The 17,133-nt window shown below is 59.4% G+C and carries 15 protein-coding genes; 10 read left to right on the top strand and 5 right to left on the bottom strand.

The window, feature by feature from the left end; all coding sequences use genetic code 11:
• Nucleotides 1-213: 213 nt before the first annotated feature.
• The 5 genes from AC13F2_RS04175 to csgH all read left to right on the top strand — a co-directional run bounded on the left by AC13F2_RS04175 (nt 214) and on the right by csgH (nt 5,380).
• The gene (locus AC13F2_RS04175) at nt 214-1,884 is read left to right on the top strand and encodes a hypothetical protein (protein ID WP_482964400.1); all 1,671 of its coding nucleotides are present in this window, start codon (nt 214-216) and stop codon (nt 1,882-1,884) included.
• A gap of 101 nt (nt 1,885-1,985) precedes the next feature.
• Nucleotides 1,986-3,635 carry a beta strand repeat-containing protein gene (locus AC13F2_RS04170; RefSeq protein ID WP_482964399.1) on the top strand — a complete coding sequence of 550 codons (1,650 nt, stop codon included), beginning with the start codon at nt 1,986-1,988 and terminating at the stop codon, nt 3,633-3,635.
• A gap of 144 nt (nt 3,636-3,779) precedes the next feature.
• Nucleotides 3,780-4,433 carry a hypothetical protein gene (locus tag AC13F2_RS04165; RefSeq protein ID WP_482964398.1) on the top strand — a complete coding sequence of 218 codons (654 nt, stop codon included), beginning with the start codon at nt 3,780-3,782 and terminating at the stop codon, nt 4,431-4,433.
• A gap of 18 nt (nt 4,434-4,451) precedes the next feature.
• Complete coding sequence (locus tag AC13F2_RS04160; RefSeq protein WP_482964397.1) at nt 4,452-5,042, top strand: hypothetical protein; 591 nt, start codon at nt 4,452-4,454, stop codon at nt 5,040-5,042.
• Nucleotides 5,042-5,380 carry a curli-like amyloid fiber formation chaperone CsgH gene (gene csgH, locus AC13F2_RS04155; RefSeq protein WP_482964396.1) on the top strand — a complete coding sequence of 113 codons (339 nt, stop codon included), beginning with the start codon at nt 5,042-5,044 and terminating at the stop codon, nt 5,378-5,380. The genes AC13F2_RS04160 and csgH overlap by 1 nt, the downstream gene beginning before the upstream one ends.
• Here the strand turns inward: csgH and AC13F2_RS04150 are convergent.
• The gene (locus AC13F2_RS04150; protein WP_482964395.1) at nt 5,350-6,207 is read right to left on the bottom strand and encodes a hypothetical protein; all 858 of its coding nucleotides are present in this window, start codon (nt 6,205-6,207) and stop codon (nt 5,350-5,352) included. The genes csgH and AC13F2_RS04150 overlap by 31 nt on opposite strands.
• A 224-nt stretch (nt 6,208-6,431) precedes the next feature.
• Between AC13F2_RS04150 and AC13F2_RS04145 the strand changes: the two genes are divergently transcribed.
• Entirely contained in the window at nt 6,432-7,844 is a 1,413-nt protein-coding gene (locus AC13F2_RS04145) for an MATE family efflux transporter (protein WP_482964394.1), read from the top strand.
• A gap of 1 nt (nt 7,845) precedes the next feature.
• Here AC13F2_RS04145 and AC13F2_RS04140 read toward each other — a convergent pair whose 3' ends face one another.
• Nucleotides 7,846-8,679: a mechanosensitive ion channel family protein gene (locus AC13F2_RS04140; RefSeq protein WP_103023006.1), complete on the bottom strand. Its 834-nt coding sequence runs from the start codon at nt 8,677-8,679 to the stop codon at nt 7,846-7,848.
• A 218-nt stretch (nt 8,680-8,897) separates the two neighbouring features.
• On the opposite strand from AC13F2_RS04140, the gene groES reads away from it, so the two are divergent.
• The 3 genes from groES (at nt 8,898) to AC13F2_RS04125 (ending at nt 11,553) form a co-directional block, all read left to right on the top strand.
• A complete protein-coding gene (groES, locus tag AC13F2_RS04135) occupies nt 8,898-9,185 on the top strand; it encodes a co-chaperone GroES (protein WP_103023005.1) in 288 nt (95 codons plus the stop codon).
• Nucleotides 9,186-9,270: 85 nt separating this feature from the next.
• Nucleotides 9,271-10,920: a chaperonin GroEL gene (groL, locus tag AC13F2_RS04130; RefSeq protein ID WP_103023004.1), complete on the top strand. Its 1,650-nt coding sequence runs from the start codon at nt 9,271-9,273 to the stop codon at nt 10,918-10,920.
• 231 nt (nt 10,921-11,151) lie between these two features.
• Nucleotides 11,152-11,553 (top strand): DUF4168 domain-containing protein, encoded by a 402-nt coding sequence (locus tag AC13F2_RS04125; RefSeq protein ID WP_196847498.1) that lies wholly within the window; start codon nt 11,152-11,154, stop codon nt 11,551-11,553.
• Nucleotides 11,554-11,634: 81 nt separating this feature from the next.
• Here AC13F2_RS04125 and AC13F2_RS04120 read toward each other — a convergent pair whose 3' ends face one another.
• From AC13F2_RS04120 to AC13F2_RS04110, 3 genes are all read right to left on the bottom strand, one after another.
• The gene (locus AC13F2_RS04120) at nt 11,635-13,821 is read right to left on the bottom strand and encodes a DUF305 domain-containing protein (protein WP_482964393.1); all 2,187 of its coding nucleotides are present in this window, start codon (nt 13,819-13,821) and stop codon (nt 11,635-11,637) included.
• A gap of 66 nt (nt 13,822-13,887) precedes the next feature.
• The gene (locus AC13F2_RS04115; RefSeq protein WP_482964392.1) at nt 13,888-15,174 is read right to left on the bottom strand and encodes an acyl-CoA dehydrogenase family protein; all 1,287 of its coding nucleotides are present in this window, start codon (nt 15,172-15,174) and stop codon (nt 13,888-13,890) included.
• Nucleotides 15,174-16,523 (bottom strand): phosphotransferase, encoded by a 1,350-nt coding sequence (locus AC13F2_RS04110; protein ID WP_482964391.1) that lies wholly within the window; start codon nt 16,521-16,523, stop codon nt 15,174-15,176. Before AC13F2_RS04110 ends, AC13F2_RS04115 begins: the two co-directional genes overlap by 1 nt.
• A gap of 104 nt (nt 16,524-16,627) precedes the next feature.
• On the opposite strand from AC13F2_RS04110, the gene AC13F2_RS04105 reads away from it, so the two are divergent.
• Entirely contained in the window at nt 16,628-17,035 is a 408-nt protein-coding gene (locus AC13F2_RS04105; protein ID WP_397489684.1) for a baeRF12 domain-containing protein, read from the top strand.
• Nucleotides 17,036-17,133 lie beyond the last annotated feature (98 nt).

The following is a 17,133-nucleotide window of genomic DNA, read 5'->3' as shown; positions in this document are numbered from 1 at the left end:
GGACACTCCGTAGGAAGAACATAATCAATTTCTGACTGAGCATGCGCGTAAGACTCAATCAGCGCATGTGACAAAAGGTCGCAAAAGAAAGCACGAACGAGAGCGGCAACTCTCGCCCGTGCAGTGTGTAGGCTGCGATAACCTGGTGATGCCCGGCGTCTGATGCGCCGCGGTCGACGATGGTTATCGCCTTAATCAAAAGGTGATGCAACCATGAAGAAGACTATCCTAACCGGCGCCTCTGTACTGGCCCTTTCGATCGCAGCTCCCGCTTTTGCGCAGGCTGTGAACAATGACAGTAACATTGAGCAAACGGGCGACAACCTTGATGCGGATGTTACTCAGACTGGCACGCTGAATGACTCTGATGTCATCCAGTCGGAGCAATATAATAAAGCCACGGTGACCCAGTCTGGCTCGAATGCCAAGTCGACGGTCACTCAGAATGGCATCGGCGCTGTGCCTAATGCAAACGGGAATGGTGCAAACATCGTTGAGGTTACCCAGACGGGTGACGGTGCCGAATCCGAAGTCACTCAGTCCGGCACCGACTTCAACGAGGCTGAAGTCTATCAGGATGGCGATAGCTACTCGTCAATCATGCAAGACGGTACTCGCCAAGGTGCTGAAGTCAGCCAGACGGGCGATCTGAACGAATCGTATATCAACCAAAGCGGCAACTCAAATCAGGTCGGGAACGCTCTGCAGGGCGGTATTACCGGCGTAGTGCAGACGGGAGACCGCAACATATCGTCGATCGACCAAGACCCGTCGAGCTTCGTCCGCGCTTTTGTCACGCAGAGCGGCAATAACAACGACTCAGACATTTCACAGGAGTCGTTCGGTGGAGCGGGCGCGAACACAAGTAGTGCCGACGTAAATCAGTCAGGCGAAGGAAATGGTTCGATAATCAATCAGAATAGTGCAACCAGCCCTGCCCGACAGGAAGCAACTGTCAGCCAGAGCGGTACGACCAACATGTCGGACCTCATCCAGAGTGGCCAAGATAATTTCGCATCGGTCAAGCAAGACGGCACCCTGAACGATTCAACGCTCACTCAGCAAGGGAATATGGCGTCGGCGACCATCTCGCAGACCGGTACGGGCAATATCTCGACTGCAACGCAAGGTTCGCCGAACCGCTTGACGGGAAGTCAGCAGCTTAATCTGATTCAGGATGGTACTGCCAACGAATCGACGATCACGCAGTATGGTTCGGAAAATCAAGCGACCGTCGAACAGTACGGTGAACGCAACAAAAGCTTTGTCAACCAGCCTGGTTTTGACAACAGCACTGGCGAACTGAATGATGGTGCGGTTGTCTCTGTCGGTGTTTCCCAGGACGGCGAGGATAACAGATCCACCGTCACCCAGTCTGCCAACTTTGGGCTCGCCTTCGTTGAGCAGGTTGGCGACAATCTGACCAGCACCGTGACCCAGCAGGGTCGTGCAAATTTTGCCGAGGCTTATGTCGACCAGACTGGCGCCTTCAATGCCAGCACGATTACGCAAGATGCTCCGACGCCAGCAAATGGTGGCCCAGGTGGTAACATGATCGCTAATGTTACGCAGGGTGGCACAGGCAACACGAGCACCGTGTCGCAGACCAATACACTTGGTGACCCAGCTTCATCGGGTAACTTTGCCGACGTGTCGCAGACGGGTACCGATGGGATCTCGATGATCACGCAGGACGGTCATGAAAACGACGCCTTCCTGAATGATGATGGCATTTCGAATGAAAGCTACATCACGCAGACTGGCAATCTGAACTTCGCTGATGTGACGCAGGGCGGGACCGACAACGTCTCGACCGTCAATCAGGTCGGTGACAGCAACTCAGCTACCGTCACTCAGGGCTCGGCGGCAACTCCGACGAGCTAATGCTGACATCTAACCCGGTGGGGGCTTTGCCTCCACCGGGTTTCAACACTGAGGGGCAATCCTGCCCGCCCGATTATTTCTCTCAAAGGATTGGAAAACTCATGAAGAAAACCATTTTTGCCAGCGCATCGATCATCGCGCTCAGCCTCTCCGCTCCGGCCCTTGCCCAGAGCACTTCGGACATTGATCAAACCGGCAGTGGAAACTCCGCAACCGCAACCCAGAACGGTTCAAACACCTCCGACATCGATCAGGTGGGTGACGGCAACTCAGCCGCCAATACGCAGACTGGATCGGATAACAGGTCGCAGATCGAGCAGAGCGCCTTTCTCGGCCTTGCCAACGTTTCACAGGACGGTGTCGGCAACACATCGCTGGTCGTCCAACAGGACCCTGATACGGCGCCCGGCCAAGGCGGCTCGACCGGTGTAGCCGGCTTTGATCCCGAAGCGACAGTCAAGCAGAACGGCGAAGACAACCGGTCGGAAATCTATCAGACGATCGAGCCGGGCGGCGGGTTCAACCAGATCGCCAATGTCGACCAGTCGGGTGCTGATAACGTCTCTTGGATCGACCAGAATTCGGACGGTCCGGGCTATACGGGCGGTCTCGGTGCTACCGTGATCCAGACTGGCAGCGCCGATTCGAGCATCCAGCAGACTGGCACCAACGGCGGCAAGAACATGCGCGCCCGCGTCACCCAGGATTCGTCGAGCTCGCAGGTCATCCAGACGGCCACTGACACCAGCGGTTTCAACCCGTCGGCCAACGCTGTCATCAACCAGCGGGGCGGTTCGACCTCGGACGTCTTCCAGACGCTTAACGGCGATTTGACTGGCGACCTCAACGCGCAGGTCACTCAGGATAATGGCGCGACTTCAACCATCTATCAGACGGCAAACGGCGCCCAGTCGCTGACCCAGGATGCGCTGGTTACGCAGAACGGTGACAGCACATCGAGCATCACGCAGACGTTCAACAATGACGGTTCCAACACCTTTCTCGCTATCGTCAACCAGAACGGCAGCGGTAATACGTCGAATATCACTCAGCGCGACGAAGGTTTCGGGGTTATCGGCAACGCGGACGGCGGCCTGACCGCCAATGTAAACCAGACCGGTGACGACAACCTTTCGAATCTCGTTCAGGAGAACAAGACCGCGTTTGCCGATATCGACCAGACGGGCAACGGTAACGCCTCGACCGCTTTCCAAGGTGCCGCCGGGAACGACCTCACGCTGCTGCAGTCCGGTGACGACAATATCTCAAACCTCATGCAGACCGGTCTTAACAACGAAGCGAACGTTCTGCAGGCGGGCATTGGAGCGACATCGACCGTCGACCAGAGTGGTCGCAACGATTTCGCGTATGTCGACCAGTTGGTCGGGTCGGACGGGTCGGCCTCGACGATCAACCAGATCGGCGCAGGCGGCGATCGTTCCGAGAACACCGCGCGGGTCACCCAGTCAGGCGCTATGGGTGAATCGACGATCACGCAGGGCGGCTTTAACAGCCTTGCCGAGCTAGAGCAGTCGGGGGACGGCAATTTGAGCACCATCCTGCAGACCGGAACGGTCGATGGCTTCGGCAATATCGCCGATGTGCTCCAGTCGGGTGCCGACAACGTGTCGACCGTAACGCAGGTTGGCTCGCTCAACGTCGCCTCTGTCACGCAGACCAGCGACTTGAATGTGTCTAATGTTTCGCAGACTGGCATTGGCAACACCGCCACGGTCACCCAAGGCATGTAATACACGCTAGACGGGTCGCCCGTCCGGCGGCCCGTCACCTCGTTCGTCTCCCCGGCAAACTCGGGAGCCGAACATTTACTCTAGGACGGACATTCCGGCGCGCTAGACCGAAACATCCGCCGACAACTTGAACGGACTAACGCCATGACCATCCCGATCCAGATAATGCGAAAGACCACAGCGGCAGCAACGCTGATGGCGACTCTGGGAACAGGCGTGGCGCTGGCTCAGAGCGCAGGCAGCCCCCACCAATTCGAGAATGTCGAAGCGCCTAGAAATCAGGAAAACGGCGTCTTCATCAATCAGATCGGCAGCAGCAACGAGGCGAGCGCCCAGCAGGATGGAAACGCCGCCAGCACACAGGTTGCGCAGCAAGGCGAGGGCAACCGTGCAGCCATCCGCCAGAGCTCCGCACCGCATTATGCGGCTGTCGCGCAGAACGGCAACCTCAACGAGGCTGACATCGCCCAAGATGGTAATGGCCAGACTGCTCTCGTCCTTGCACAGCAGGGCAATGGCAACGTCGCTGACATCCTTCAGCGCGAAGCCGGCCTTGCCTATTCGGCCGGGGCGATCAGCCAGACCGGCGACTCGAACAGTTTGTCCCTCATTCAGGACGGTAGCGACAATCAGGCGCGGCTCACTCAGGCGGGTGACGGCAATGCCATGACAGCATCGCAACTGGGTGGTAACAACAGGCTCGACTGGTCGCAGGTCGGTAGCGGATTATCCGACCTTCAGATCGAACAGACCGGCGGCGCCGGTCTTATCGTGATCCAGACCAATGGCGGGGGCTGAGGCGAAAAGGATGACCCAATGACCTTCCTAGTCACGTTGGGAGTGATCTTGCTTTCTCAGCAGATCGCCGTTGAGCAGGTCGATCCGATCGATGCTCCATCCATAGCGCAGGATATCGAACAGCTTAGCAAGCGCGGCGATGCCGAGATGTCAGATCCGATTGGAGCGCCGGACGGCGACGGCGGCAAGGATGTGCAACAGCTGAGCCGTCCGGATACTACACTTGAACTTACCCGTGTCGAAGGCATGGACCGTTGCAGTGCAGAATTGCTGTCCGATAAGGATGCCGATTTTTGTGCCCGTCGGATCGAAACACGCTCAGGCGATTTCTCGCCTCGTCCAGCGCCCTCGCTGACCGCTGAACAGGTACTGGTCGGAGAGAAGTATGCTTCTGTGGCGGGTGTCGGAGTGGCGAATGCATCTCGCGATGCGACGCGCCGCGAACTCTCACCTGAGGATCAGGACTTGCAGGCTTTGGCCTCTTTGACTCTCCCCTCAACCACGCCCCCCCCCGCCGCCAAGGAAGAGCCGCAAGCCGGCCTTCCCGCTGCGACGGAGGCATTGATCGAGGCGATCGTCAATCAACTTTCGCAGCCGGGCGGTAATTGATGCGTATCCTTGCTCTGATCTACTTCTTTTTCGGGAGCGCCGCGACCATGGCAACCAGCCAACCACCCCGGGCGATCAGCATGGATGTCGAGGAAACGGCTGATGCGGTCACGGTGGTCCTCAACGGACATTCAGATTCGGACCAGGAGGTCAGCTACGAACTCGTGATCGAAGGCCGCTCCACCAGCCGACATAAGGGCCGAACCAAGCTAATTGCGGGACAGAACGCGATACTTTCCACGATGCGCATGAGCGCTGCCGAACCATGGTGCATCAAGGCATCTGTTACAGAAGCCGACGGCACCAGCTACGAATATGAGAAAGGCTCCTGTACCTGATTTGTAGCTATGTCGGAGCCATTTTGGCCTGTATCGATCAAGATTTCGTCATAGATCGGATCATAGCTTATCCCAAGTCCGGCAGTTGCGAGTCGATCGATCGCGACAAAGCTTTGCGCGGCAGGCGAGTTCGATAGGCGGTCATATTCCTCGGTCGGGAAACGATCTGCCAGAGCCGCCAAGACCGATCCGAGATTGACGCTGACGGTCTGATTGGCATCGCTGAATTCGATCTGCCCAGTCACTAATCCATCTACGCGGGCAGTCAGATGTGTGAGGCCGCCGTGGTTCGCCGAAGCTGACGCCGGCGGTGTCAAAAGTACATCCACCTCGAAGGCAGCCGTGTCCTCGGCGGTATCCGCACCTAGCGCCCCAGATGGCGGCCGAACGATATCCGCTTCGGTCGGCGCGGTATCCGTTTTCAATGGTAGCAACGCTTCGACGGGGGTGGCCGGCATGTTCAGCGTAGATCGGCGGATCGGAGTCGCCAGCTCGAATGGCGCCGGCGAAGCCTTCGCAATCTCCTGTGCCGCTGGCGCGCGTGACGTTTCGATCTGCGCTCCAGTCGCAACTGGAACAACGCGAGCCGCTGCTGGGACGAGCGCCTCATCATCCCATTCGACCTGCGAAGACGCACCGATCGTAAGGAGGAGGACTGACGCAGATGCGTTCAACCCCGCGATGGTCCATTTGCCTACCAGCGTGCGGGGGTCAGGATCGACGAACGCCAGCGGCGGAAAGCTGGCAATCAACGCATCTAGATCGGAGGCGTACGAATAAACGCGCACACCTTCGCGAGTTTCCGTCAGCTGATAAGTGCCGTGCATCGAATCACCCCCATCCCACCGACGACCGCAGTCCGCCGGTCTTGGAAAGCTGACCCTCGGCAGCCGGTCTCGCAAGGGCAATTGCGAGATGCACCAAAATAAACCGGTTTGAAGGCACTAGATTCGGGTGTGCCTTCCCGGACGCGCAGGCAGGTAGAAAGTTCGGCAATCCCGAAAAAACTATGGAGGACCATTGCGGAGGCGCCTAACCGGGCCGGCTTGTCATGGCAGACTTGGCCCCTCTGACACCCCCGCGGACACGCGGCGATGGTTGGCGCGATGAACTTCGCGCGATGCTGCGGCTGAGCTGGCCGCTAGCGACGGCGAACCTGTTGCAGATGCTCACCTACGCCATCGACGTGATTTTCATCGCACGACTGGGCGAGGATCAGCTGGCCGCGTCGGCGCTGGCCGTCGCCGTGTTCGGGTTGGTCATGTGGGCTCTATGCGGCCTGACCGGCGCCGTGGCCCCGGTTGCGGCAGCAGAGCTCGGCGAGCGCGCCCCGGCCTTGCGACCCGTGCGCCGATCGGTTCGCATGGCGCTGTGGCTGGCCCTGTTTGCCGGTATCGTGGGCATGGGTCTGTGTCTTCTACTCGGCCCATTGATGCGCGTGACAGGGCAGGAACCCCAGATCATCGCGCTGGCTATCGAGTATAATACGCTGCTCGTCCTTTCGATGGTGCCGATGCTGTTCAACAACGTGCTGCGCAGTTTCGTCTCCACACTCGACCGCCCGATTTTCGCCACCGCCATTACCGCTGGCGGCATCTTCGTCAACGCGCTGGCAAATTACGCCTTTATCTTCGGCAATTTCGGCGCGCCGGAGCTTGGACTGCAGGGTGCCGCGGTGGCGACGATCATAACCACTTTCACAACGCTGCTTGCCTATATCCTCGCCATCCGGCTCGATCCGCGGCTGCATCGCTATCACATCTTCGGTCGTTGGTGGTCACCGGACTGGGCGCGCTTCCGGCATATTGCTGCCATAGGCACGCCAATCGCGCTTACAATCACAGCAGAAGCCGGGATCTTCGGAGCTGCCGCTTTCCTGATGGGCAATATCGGCGCGAGCGAGCTCGCCGCCCATACGGTGGCCCTGCAGATCGCGGCGCTGGCTTTCCAGGTGCCGTTCGGCGTGGGACAGGCTGCCACCATCCGCGTGGGTTATTTCTATGGCGCGCGCGACGAGGGCGGCATTCGGCGCGCGGGATGGACCGCAATCGTGGTTGGTACCGGCTTCATGGTTCTGACCGCACTTGCCATGGTGGTCATCCCCAAGCCGCTGATCGCGATCTACGTCGATCCGTGGGATCCGAAAAACGCCATACTGGTCGGCTTTGCGCTGCAATATATCGTCATTGCCGCCGCCTTCCAGCTGTTCGACGGGATGCAGGCTGTCGCTGCCGGCGCATTGCGGGGATTGCAGGACACCCGAATTCCCATGTGGATTGCCGCCTTCGCCTATTGGGTACCGGGTATCGGAACCGCTCTGGTTCTTGGCTTTGCCACCCCGCTCGAAGGGACGGGCGTCTGGATCGGCCTTGCAACGGGCCTGACCTTTGCAGCGGCCCTGCTGGGTTGGCGCTGGCATCGACGCGAGGCGTTGGGTCTGACCCTGCGCCCCGCCAGTCGATAGCTCAGGCGCTGCGCTGCCAGATGTCGCGCTGCGGGAACGGGATCGAAATACCGACGTCGTCGAAACGTGCCTTGGTCGCCTCGGTCAGATCCCAGGACAGCGCCAGATAATCACCTGTGGCGCACCACACGCGCATGCCGATGCCCACCGAACTGTCGTCGAGCGAGCTGACGAAGGTCTGCGGTGCCGGATCCTTCAGCACGCGCTCATCCGCTTCGGCCAGCGCCAGCAATTCCTGGCGCGCCTGCTGCATGCTGTCATCATAGGCAATGCCCACGATCAGTTCGAGCCGGCGGGTCGGATGACGATTGAGATTGACGATCGCCTGGTTCCACAGCTCCGAATTCGGGACCATGACGAACAGGCCGTCGAACTGCTTAAGCTCGGTCGTGAACAAGCCGATCTGCTGAACGGTACCGGAAATGGAACCGGCATTGATCGATTCCCCGATCTTGAACGGCTTCTGCACCAGGATCATCACACCCGATGCCACATTGCTGAGCGTGCCCTGTAAAGCCAGACCAACGGCCAGCGCCATACCGCCCAAGGCAGCGAGGATGCTGGTCGTTTCCACGCCGAACTGTGCCAGCACGGTAACCAGCACCAACGCCCACAGCGCATATTTGACCAAGTTGGAAAGAAAGTTGGCGACCGTAGGATCGATGCGGTCGGACCGGTTCAGTGCGCGCGCCACCCAGCCCGACAGGATCCCTGCCAGCAGCAAGCCGATGACCAGCACGGCAAAGGCGCCGGCGATTTCCACCATGTTCAAGCGCAACCACAGCCAGATCTGTTCGGGAATGGTCAATGCGGCAATGGTTTTGTCGGTCGTCATGACGGGCTGGCCTCTTGCTGGCTAATCTGGAAATTGGGGCGCGCGATAGGGAACCGGGCGCGTCTTGGCCACCCCCTGCCCCGGCCTGTCGCGCCGACCGAATTTTTTCCCTACGTCCCCGTTGACACCCTTGGTGCCGGACCCCAAATGCCCCTCGCTGGCACTCTCGATGTGGGAGTGCCAACGAACATTCACACTCATTCAAGAGGTCACACACAATGGCATTTCGTCCGCTGCATGACCGCGTACTGGTCCGTCGCATCGAAGCTGATGAGAAGACCGCAGGCGGCATCATCATCCCCGACAGCGCCAAGGAAAAGCCCAGCGAAGGCGAAATCGTCGCCGTCGGTTCGGGCGCCAAGGCTGAAGACGGAACGGTTACCCCGCTCGACGTCAAGGCTGGCGATCGCGTTCTGTTCGGCAAATGGTCCGGCACCGAGGTCAAGCTCGATGGCGAAGACCTGCTGATCATGAAGGAAAGCGACATCATGGGGATCATGGGCTGAGCCCATCTCCTTCGTCATGACACTGTCAACTGTGTCAACTTCAGTAATCTGATCGAATAGAAATCTGAACGGAAAGGACAGCATTATGGCTGCCAAAGACGTAAAATTCAGCCGCGATGCCCGCGAAGGCATTCAGCGCGGCGTCGATATCCTCGCCAACGCCGTCAAGGTGACGCTCGGCCCCAAGGGCCGCAACGTCGTCATCGACAAGAGCTTCGGCGCTCCGCGCATCACCAAGGACGGCGTCACCGTCGCCAAGGAAATCGAACTCAAGGACAAGTTCGAGAACATGGGCGCGCAGATGCTCAAGGAAGTCGCTTCGAAGTCGAACGACGCCGCCGGTGATGGCACCACCACTGCCACCGTTCTTGCCCAGTCGATCGTGACCGAAGGCATGAAGTCGGTCGCAGCGGGTATGAACCCGATGGACCTCAAGCGCGGCATCGACATCGCCGTTACGAAGGTTGTCGAAGACCTCAAGGCCCGTTCGAAGGACGTGTCCGGCTCGAACGAAATCGCTCAGGTCGGCATCATCTCGGCCAATGGCGACCGTGAAGTCGGCGAAAAGATCGCCGAAGCCATGGAAAAGGTCGGCAAGGAAGGCGTGATCACCGTCGACGAGAGCAAGGGTCTCGAGTTCGAGCTCGAAACCGTCGAAGGCATGCAGTTCGATCGCGGCTACCTCAGCCCCTACTTCATCACCAACCCGGACAAGATGACGGTCGAACTCGAAAACCCGTACATCCTGATCCACGAAAAGAAGCTCTCGAACCTGCAGGCGATGCTTCCCGTGCTCGAAGCGGCTGTCCAGTCGGGCCGTCCGCTTCTGATCATCGCGGAAGACATCGAAGGCGAAGCGCTGGCTACCCTCGTGGTCAACAAGCTGCGTGGCGGCCTCAAGGTTGCTGCGGTCAAGGCTCCGGGCTTCGGCGATCGTCGCAAGGCGATGCTGCAGGACATCGCGATCCTGACCAAGGGCGAGATGATTTCCGAAGACCTCGGCATCAAGCTCGAGAACGTCACGCTCGGCATGCTCGGCGAAGCCAAGCGCGTCACCATCGACAAGGACAACACCACCATCGTCGACGGTGCCGGTGACGAAGGCGACATCAAGGCCCGCGTTACGGAAATCCGCACGCAGATCGACAATACCAGCAGCGATTACGACAAGGAAAAGCTGCAGGAACGTCTTGCCAAGCTCGCTGGCGGCGTAGCCGTCATCAAGGTCGGCGGTGCTACCGAAGTCGAAGTGAAAGAACGCAAGGACCGCGTCGACGATGCGCTGCATGCAACCCGCGCAGCTGTCGAAGAAGGCATCGTCCCGGGCGGCGGTACTGCGCTGCTTTACGCGTCAAAGGCTCTCCACGGCCTTTCCGGCGAGAACGACGACCAGACCCGCGGCATCGACATCGTCCGCCGTGCGCTGACCGCTCCGGTTCGCCAGATCGCAGCCAATGCCGGTCACGACGGTGCGGTTGTTTCGGGCAAGCTGACGGACGGCAACGACGAAAACCTTGGCTTCAATGCCGCTACCGACACCTATGAAAACCTGGTGTCGGCTGGCGTGATCGACCCGACCAAGGTGGTGCGTACTGCCCTGCAGAACGCTGCATCGGTTGCCGGTCTGCTTATCACGACCGAAGCTGCGATCGTCGACAAGCCGGAAGACAAGTCGTCTGCCCCCGCCATGCCCGACATGGGCGGCATGGGTGGAATGGGTGGAATGGGCTTCTAAGTCCTATTCGACCAACACGGAGATTGGGCCCGGCAGGAGCGATCCTGCCGGGCCTTTTCTTTGGAGATTCGCAGGTTTCGCTGACCGTGCTGCACTCAACTCATCGCAGGTGAGCGACATGTCTGGGTATCCGCCTTCCTTTAGACACAATTGAACCCACCAGCTGTTCGCAATGCCGGCCATCATGCGCATATCGGTTGCACAGGGGACACCAGTCCAAAGGAAAACACTATGAAAACCCTCAATATTCTTCTCGCGGGCTCCGCCATGGTTCTTGCTAGCGGTGCTGCCGCTCAGTCCATGGAAGAACAAACCGCGGATCCGGCAACCACTATGCCAGCCCAGGAAGCACCTGCTCAGGATGCGCCTGCAAGCCCGGCAATGGGTGAACAGTCCGCCGACGCAGAATTTACCGATACCCAGGTGAAAAGCTTCGCTGCAGCGGTCGTCGAAATTCAGACCCTGTCGGGCGATGAAGCTGCCAAGCAGCAACAGGCTGCGCAGATCGTCGCCAACTCGGGTCTCGATGCCGAAACATTCAACGCAATCGGTACGGCGATGCAAACCGATCCGGCGCTGGCCCAGCGTGTTCAGCTCGCGGCCGCAGAAGTGCAGTCCCAACCCGCCGGCTAGGGCTCAAATCCCTCATATTGAAAGGCCCCCGCCGATCCGATCGGCGGGGGCCTTCTCGTTAGCGCAGTCGAGACGGAGAATTCATCCGCCTTTGCGGCTGTCCTCGGCTGCCGCAACCAGCGCGTCGGGCCATGTCACCTGAGTCTGTGTTTGCGGGTTGAAGATGCCATCGGCGTACACTGCGCCTTCTGCCGCCGCGATCTCCTCGGCCGTCAGGAATTCGCTCGGTTCGAGTGCGAACACATCCAGACCGCGGCTGATTTCCGTCGCATAGATCCGCCCCTTGTACCAATAGGCCGACCAGTAACCGCCCGTGACGAGTTGATCCTTGTCAATCGGCCCGCGGTCGAAATAGGCGATTTCGTGGATGTTCTGATCGTCGGTGAAGTCGATCACGCTGATGCCGCCCTGATACCACGCCTGCACGAAGATATCGCGCCCGGGAACGGGAATGATCGATCCGTTATGGGCAACGCAGTTTTCCTTGTCGCCCTGCGGCGCCGGAAGTTTGTAGGTCCCGCGGTAAACCAGTTTGCCGTTCTCGATTCCGTAGAACGCGTCCGCGCCCCAGTTTTTGGGGTCGCCGGCCTGGCAGCGCGGCCGGCCGCCCCCGCCCCATTCGTCGGTGAATAGCACTTTGGTACCATCATTGTTGAAGGTGGCCGAATGCCAATAGGCAAACCCTTTGTCGGTCACATCGTCGATGCGCTGCGGCTTCAAGGGATCGGAGATGTCGAGAATGATGCCATTGCCCGAACATGCCCCGGCCGCCAGCTTCTTTGCCGGGAAAACGGTAATGTCGTGGCACTGGTTCGTCTGACTGGTGTCCTGCGTGCCGTCGCCGTGATCGCCGCCGCCCCACAGACCGGCAATTTCGCCATCGCGGGCAAATACCCGGGGCCGGTCAACGATGCGGGCTTTCGATGGATCGGCGACGGGAATCTCGATCACGTCGATGCTGAAGAGCGCCGTGTTATCACCGCCCGCACTGAAGCAGCCCGGAACCTCTTCGGAATCGCGCACATAGCTTGTGCCCGAATTATACACGATCAGACGGCGATCGTCGGCGTCGACGATCGAATGGGTATGGCTGCCGCGACAGGTCTGCACCAGACCGACCTGCTTGGGACGTGTGATGTCGGAGATGTCGAAAATACGCAGCCCGCGGAAACGCTCGTCGCTGACCTTGTCATCCACTCCTTCAAGGCCGCAGTCGATCCGGCCACGCCGATCTTCGACGCTCATGACCAGCAGATTGCCGGCAATAGATACATCGCCCTGCCCGCCTGGGCACACCACCGAGCTGATCAGTTGCGGCACGCCGTCCTGTCCGAGACGATAGGTGTTGAAACCGTGGTAACTACCCGCAACCATCGTGTCGCCGCTGAAAGCCATATCGGTGAAGGCAAAGCTCAGCAGCGAACCGCGCTCGCCGAATTGAGGCTCGTCTTCCTGCTCGTCGCCGTCCCTGCGAGAGGTATTCTTCACCTCGTCCTTGCTTTTGTCGCGCTCCTTGATCGGCTGCAACTGAGCCGGGTTTTCAGGGTCGAAGAATCCTGCAGGCTTTTGCAGCGCCACCACGTGGCGCATGTTGGAAATCGCTTCGCCAGCATCGCGAAAACCGGGCTTCAGCGTTGCGCGGGGATCGGTCGAGAGCGTCGCAAGCGTTGCATTCATTCTGTCGATTTCGGACCGCTGGTCGCTGACGACATCGTTGGTGAATTCGTACATCACCGGATCGTAGGCGCTGCCCGACACGCCATGCAGTTCATCCACCATGTCAACCGCCCCGAGGTGGTGGGCGACCATGAGCTCGAGAAACAGGCGGTCGAAGGCGGTACCATTAGCGGCGGCCAGTTCGCGCATCTGCTCCGGCGACGCCATTCCTTTCATCGTGTGATGGGCATGGCCCATGCCCTGCATGGCCACGTCAAGATTGCGGTCCTCCAGCCAGGTCCGCATGAAATCCATTTCGTCTTTCTGCCCCGCTTCGATCCGATCGGCCGTCTTTAGCACCGCTTCGTTATTGGTGCGCTGCCGGACCAGTTTCGCCATATCGACGGCTTGCTGATGATGGACGATCATTCCCTGCATGAAAGACACATCGGCTGGCGAAAAGCGTGTATCGGAAAGAGCAATGGCTTCTGCTGCGTCGATGACGCGGGGCTCCGCGCCCGGCGCACCCGGAAGCACGATCGGCGCCTCCTGTGCAGCGAGCGGTGCAGTGGTCACGAGCAGTGCGGCAACCAGCGATATACGTGCGATCATTGATAACTCCCTCAAGTCGCTGCAATGGCTAGCATCCCGGGGGGGCTTGGCAATGTCGTTTGTCGATCACCCGTATTTCCCGCGCTTCGGGCCAAGGTAGCCAAACAGGTACGCAGCCACCTTACGCATCTGGATTTCCTCCGCACCTTCGGTGATGCGGTAGCGGCGATGGTGGCGATAGATGTGCTCGAACGGCTTGTGGCGTGAGTAGCCGATGCCGCCGTGCACCTGCATCGCCCGATCGGCCGCTTGGCAGACCAGCCGGTTGGCCCAGTAGTTGCACATTGAAACCTTGTCGGACATCGTCTTCTCGATCTCCTTATGGTCCAGTGCGTCCATTTCCCAAGCCGTCTTGTAGATCAGGAGGCGCAGCATTTCGCATTGAGTGGCCAGTTCAACCAAAGGGAACTGAATAGCCTGGTTCTTCGCCAGTTCTTCCCCAAACGGCTTTCGCTCTCGCGCATAGCGAACGCTCTCTTCGATACAGAACTGAGCTGCGCCAAGGCTGCTTGCCGCCTGACGGATACGGTTCTGGTGCACGAAGCTTTGCGCCAGTGCCAAACCGCGGCCTTCCCTGCCGAGGATGGCGCTGTCCGGGACCCAAACCCCTTTTATCGATAGGCGAGGGTGGTCGGTGGGCATGTTGAAGGTCCACATCCATTCCTCGATCTGCAGCCCTTCGGTGGGATTGGGGATGAGAAAGCAGGTGATGCCCGTGGCGGCGCCATCTTCGCCCGATGTGCGCGCAAACATCGCGCAATGCGTGGCGACATGCATTCCGGTGATCCACATTTTCTCGCCATCGATCCGCCACCCGTCCACACCATCGCGAGTCTCGCACACAGCGGTCGTTTCCATCCAGGTCGCGTCGCTGCCATGATCGGGTTCCGTCAGTCCGAAGGCGACGCGCCGTGTCCCTTCGAACCCGCCACTGATGAATTCCCGTTTCTGCTCGTCCGTTCCGAATGTTTCGAACATGGCGACGAAGGGAAAGTTTCCGACGATGGAATGCTCGTTCTGCAGATCGTTATGGAGACCAAGGCCGCGCTGCGCGAAGCGATCACGGATGACAGCCATCCACAGGTTCGAGCCGTCCTTCCCGCCGTATCTCTTCGGAGCAGAAAAACGCCAGTGGCCCGCCTCGTCTGCAGCCTTCCGGGCCTTGCCCAGCAATTCCTCCCATTTTTGGGCCGGCAGCCCACCCCGCTCCCAATCCGTGCGTGCGTCTTCCCGACGGTGGTCGAAGAAGCGCTGATTGTCGTCCTTCGCCACCATCGGCTCGATGACCGTCTCGATGAATGTTTCGAGTTCGGCGTAATACTCCTCGAGCGCTTGCGGTATTGCGAAATCCATCAGTTCTCTCCTGTCCACTTTGCGCGAGCACGTTCGAGCATTGGGTATTTGGGCACGTCTGCAGCAAGCTTGTCCAACGCGGCACGGCGAAGGGCAGCAAGCACCCCGGGATTTCTCAAAGAGCATTCCCCACGGAGCAATTGCTGCGCGAGATGTCTGTCTTCGCATTCAGACACAATCTGGTCGCCCCGCGCCAACATGCCCAGCGCATTGCGTGCCACTGCAAGCTGGAACCGGTCATGGCCTTCCATGCGATCTTTTATCGTGGCCAACCATTCCGAAATCGCACTTGCGATTTCGCCCATACTCGCCTCCCCCTGCGGCTCTGGCCGTTCCTCAATCGGAGGCACCGGGCGTGCCCGCTCCTCCTCGGGCGCGTCCTCTTCCAGCAGCAGAAGCAGATCCAGCTCTTGTTCGCTCGTACGGCGCGAGATCACGACGCGTTCAAGCATGCGGTCATCGCCGCTACGCCAAAAACTCGCCATGCGGAGGCAGCCGAGGGCCCACCAAACCGTGCGATAGATCAGCCAGAAACGGAAGCGATCCGGGTCCACGCCAAAACCGCTCTCCTGCTCATATGCAACCAGATAGTCTTTTAGCGAGCCAAGCCCCAGCGCGGGGCGATCGATCCGCGAAAACCGCCAGACGGCCATACAGCCAAAGGCGAGATCTTCGTGTCGGTCCCCGAAGTGGCATAATTCCCAGTCCAGTACGCCGGTGAGATGTGATTCCTCGGCGAGCAAATTGCCAAGACGGAAGTCGCCATGGTTGAGCACTGGCTCGCGAGGCTCTGGCAAATGGTCTCGAAGCCACTTGAGGCCAAGGGCAATGATCGGCCGGTCTTCGCCAGCGTCTTCGAATTGCTGGACGAGACCATCGACGGCTTCTGCGTAATCCAGTTCCGGCACATCGTCGGGTAGTGCAGCACGAGGTATGGCATGGATTCGCGCGAGGTCGCGGGCGACTTCCTCAAGAAGCCGCCCCGGCTGCTTCATACCCAAGATAACGCGCGGTTCTGCCGTACCTGGCAAAGCTCGCATGACGAAGCCACTGCCGATCCCATCGGCCGGCTCCAGCCCGACAACCACCTCCGGTGCCTTCACGCCCGCCTTGTGAGCGGCACTTATGATCGCAGCTTCGACTTCATGGCCGAAGGGTCGCCCCTCCATGAATGACAAGCTGGGCGCGCGGCGCAGGACGAAGTCCTCGGCGCCGCTGGAGAAAAACCAGCTTTCCATCGTGGCCCCGCCGGTGAGCCGCCGCAATCCTTCGGGTGCAGCCAATCCTGCGCGTGCAAGCGCTTTCGCCAAGCCCGGTTCAAGCGCGCTTGCGCCGTCGATCTCTCCCATGCGGTTAATGTGTGCCGCGAAACGCTCCGACGCTCAAGTCTGGACCTCTTGGCACTCTCGCCCGTTCCATCTCGTGCAAACGAAAACAACAGGAGACAAATTCCATGCGCCTTCCCAACAATGCCCATGTTGCCATCGTCGATGGGGAAAATTTCATCGTGATGCGTAACAGCGGCACAGCTTTGGAACCCAAGCTCGGATCATCCGAAAAACCGGATCTAAGTGTCACGAACTTCAGTGCAGGAGTGAAGCATCAGGATCCCGTCAGCCAACAGCACGGCCGGACCGATCTGAACGAGCTTGCCCACGGCGCGGCAGCGGCAGAATGGCTGAACGAGAAATCCATATCCGGAGAGATTTCGGACGTGCTCGTGATCGCCGACCCTAAAACGCTTGGCGAAATGCGGCGCCATTATCATTCGGAGTTGGAAAAACGCCTGGTCGGTGAAATCGACAAGACGTTGTCGGGTGAAACCACGGCGAAAATCGAACAGGTTATTATCAATTCCTAGCGTCTGACGCGGTCAGTTGTAACAACCGGACGGAATGAACTGTCTTCCTGACGACACCTTTCGTCGCCATGCCCTTGTATCGACACATTTTCGAGGCA

The organism is Qipengyuania sp. L-5Y, from assembly GCF_056859455.1.
This window is presented reverse-complemented; position numbering and strand designations above follow the sequence as displayed.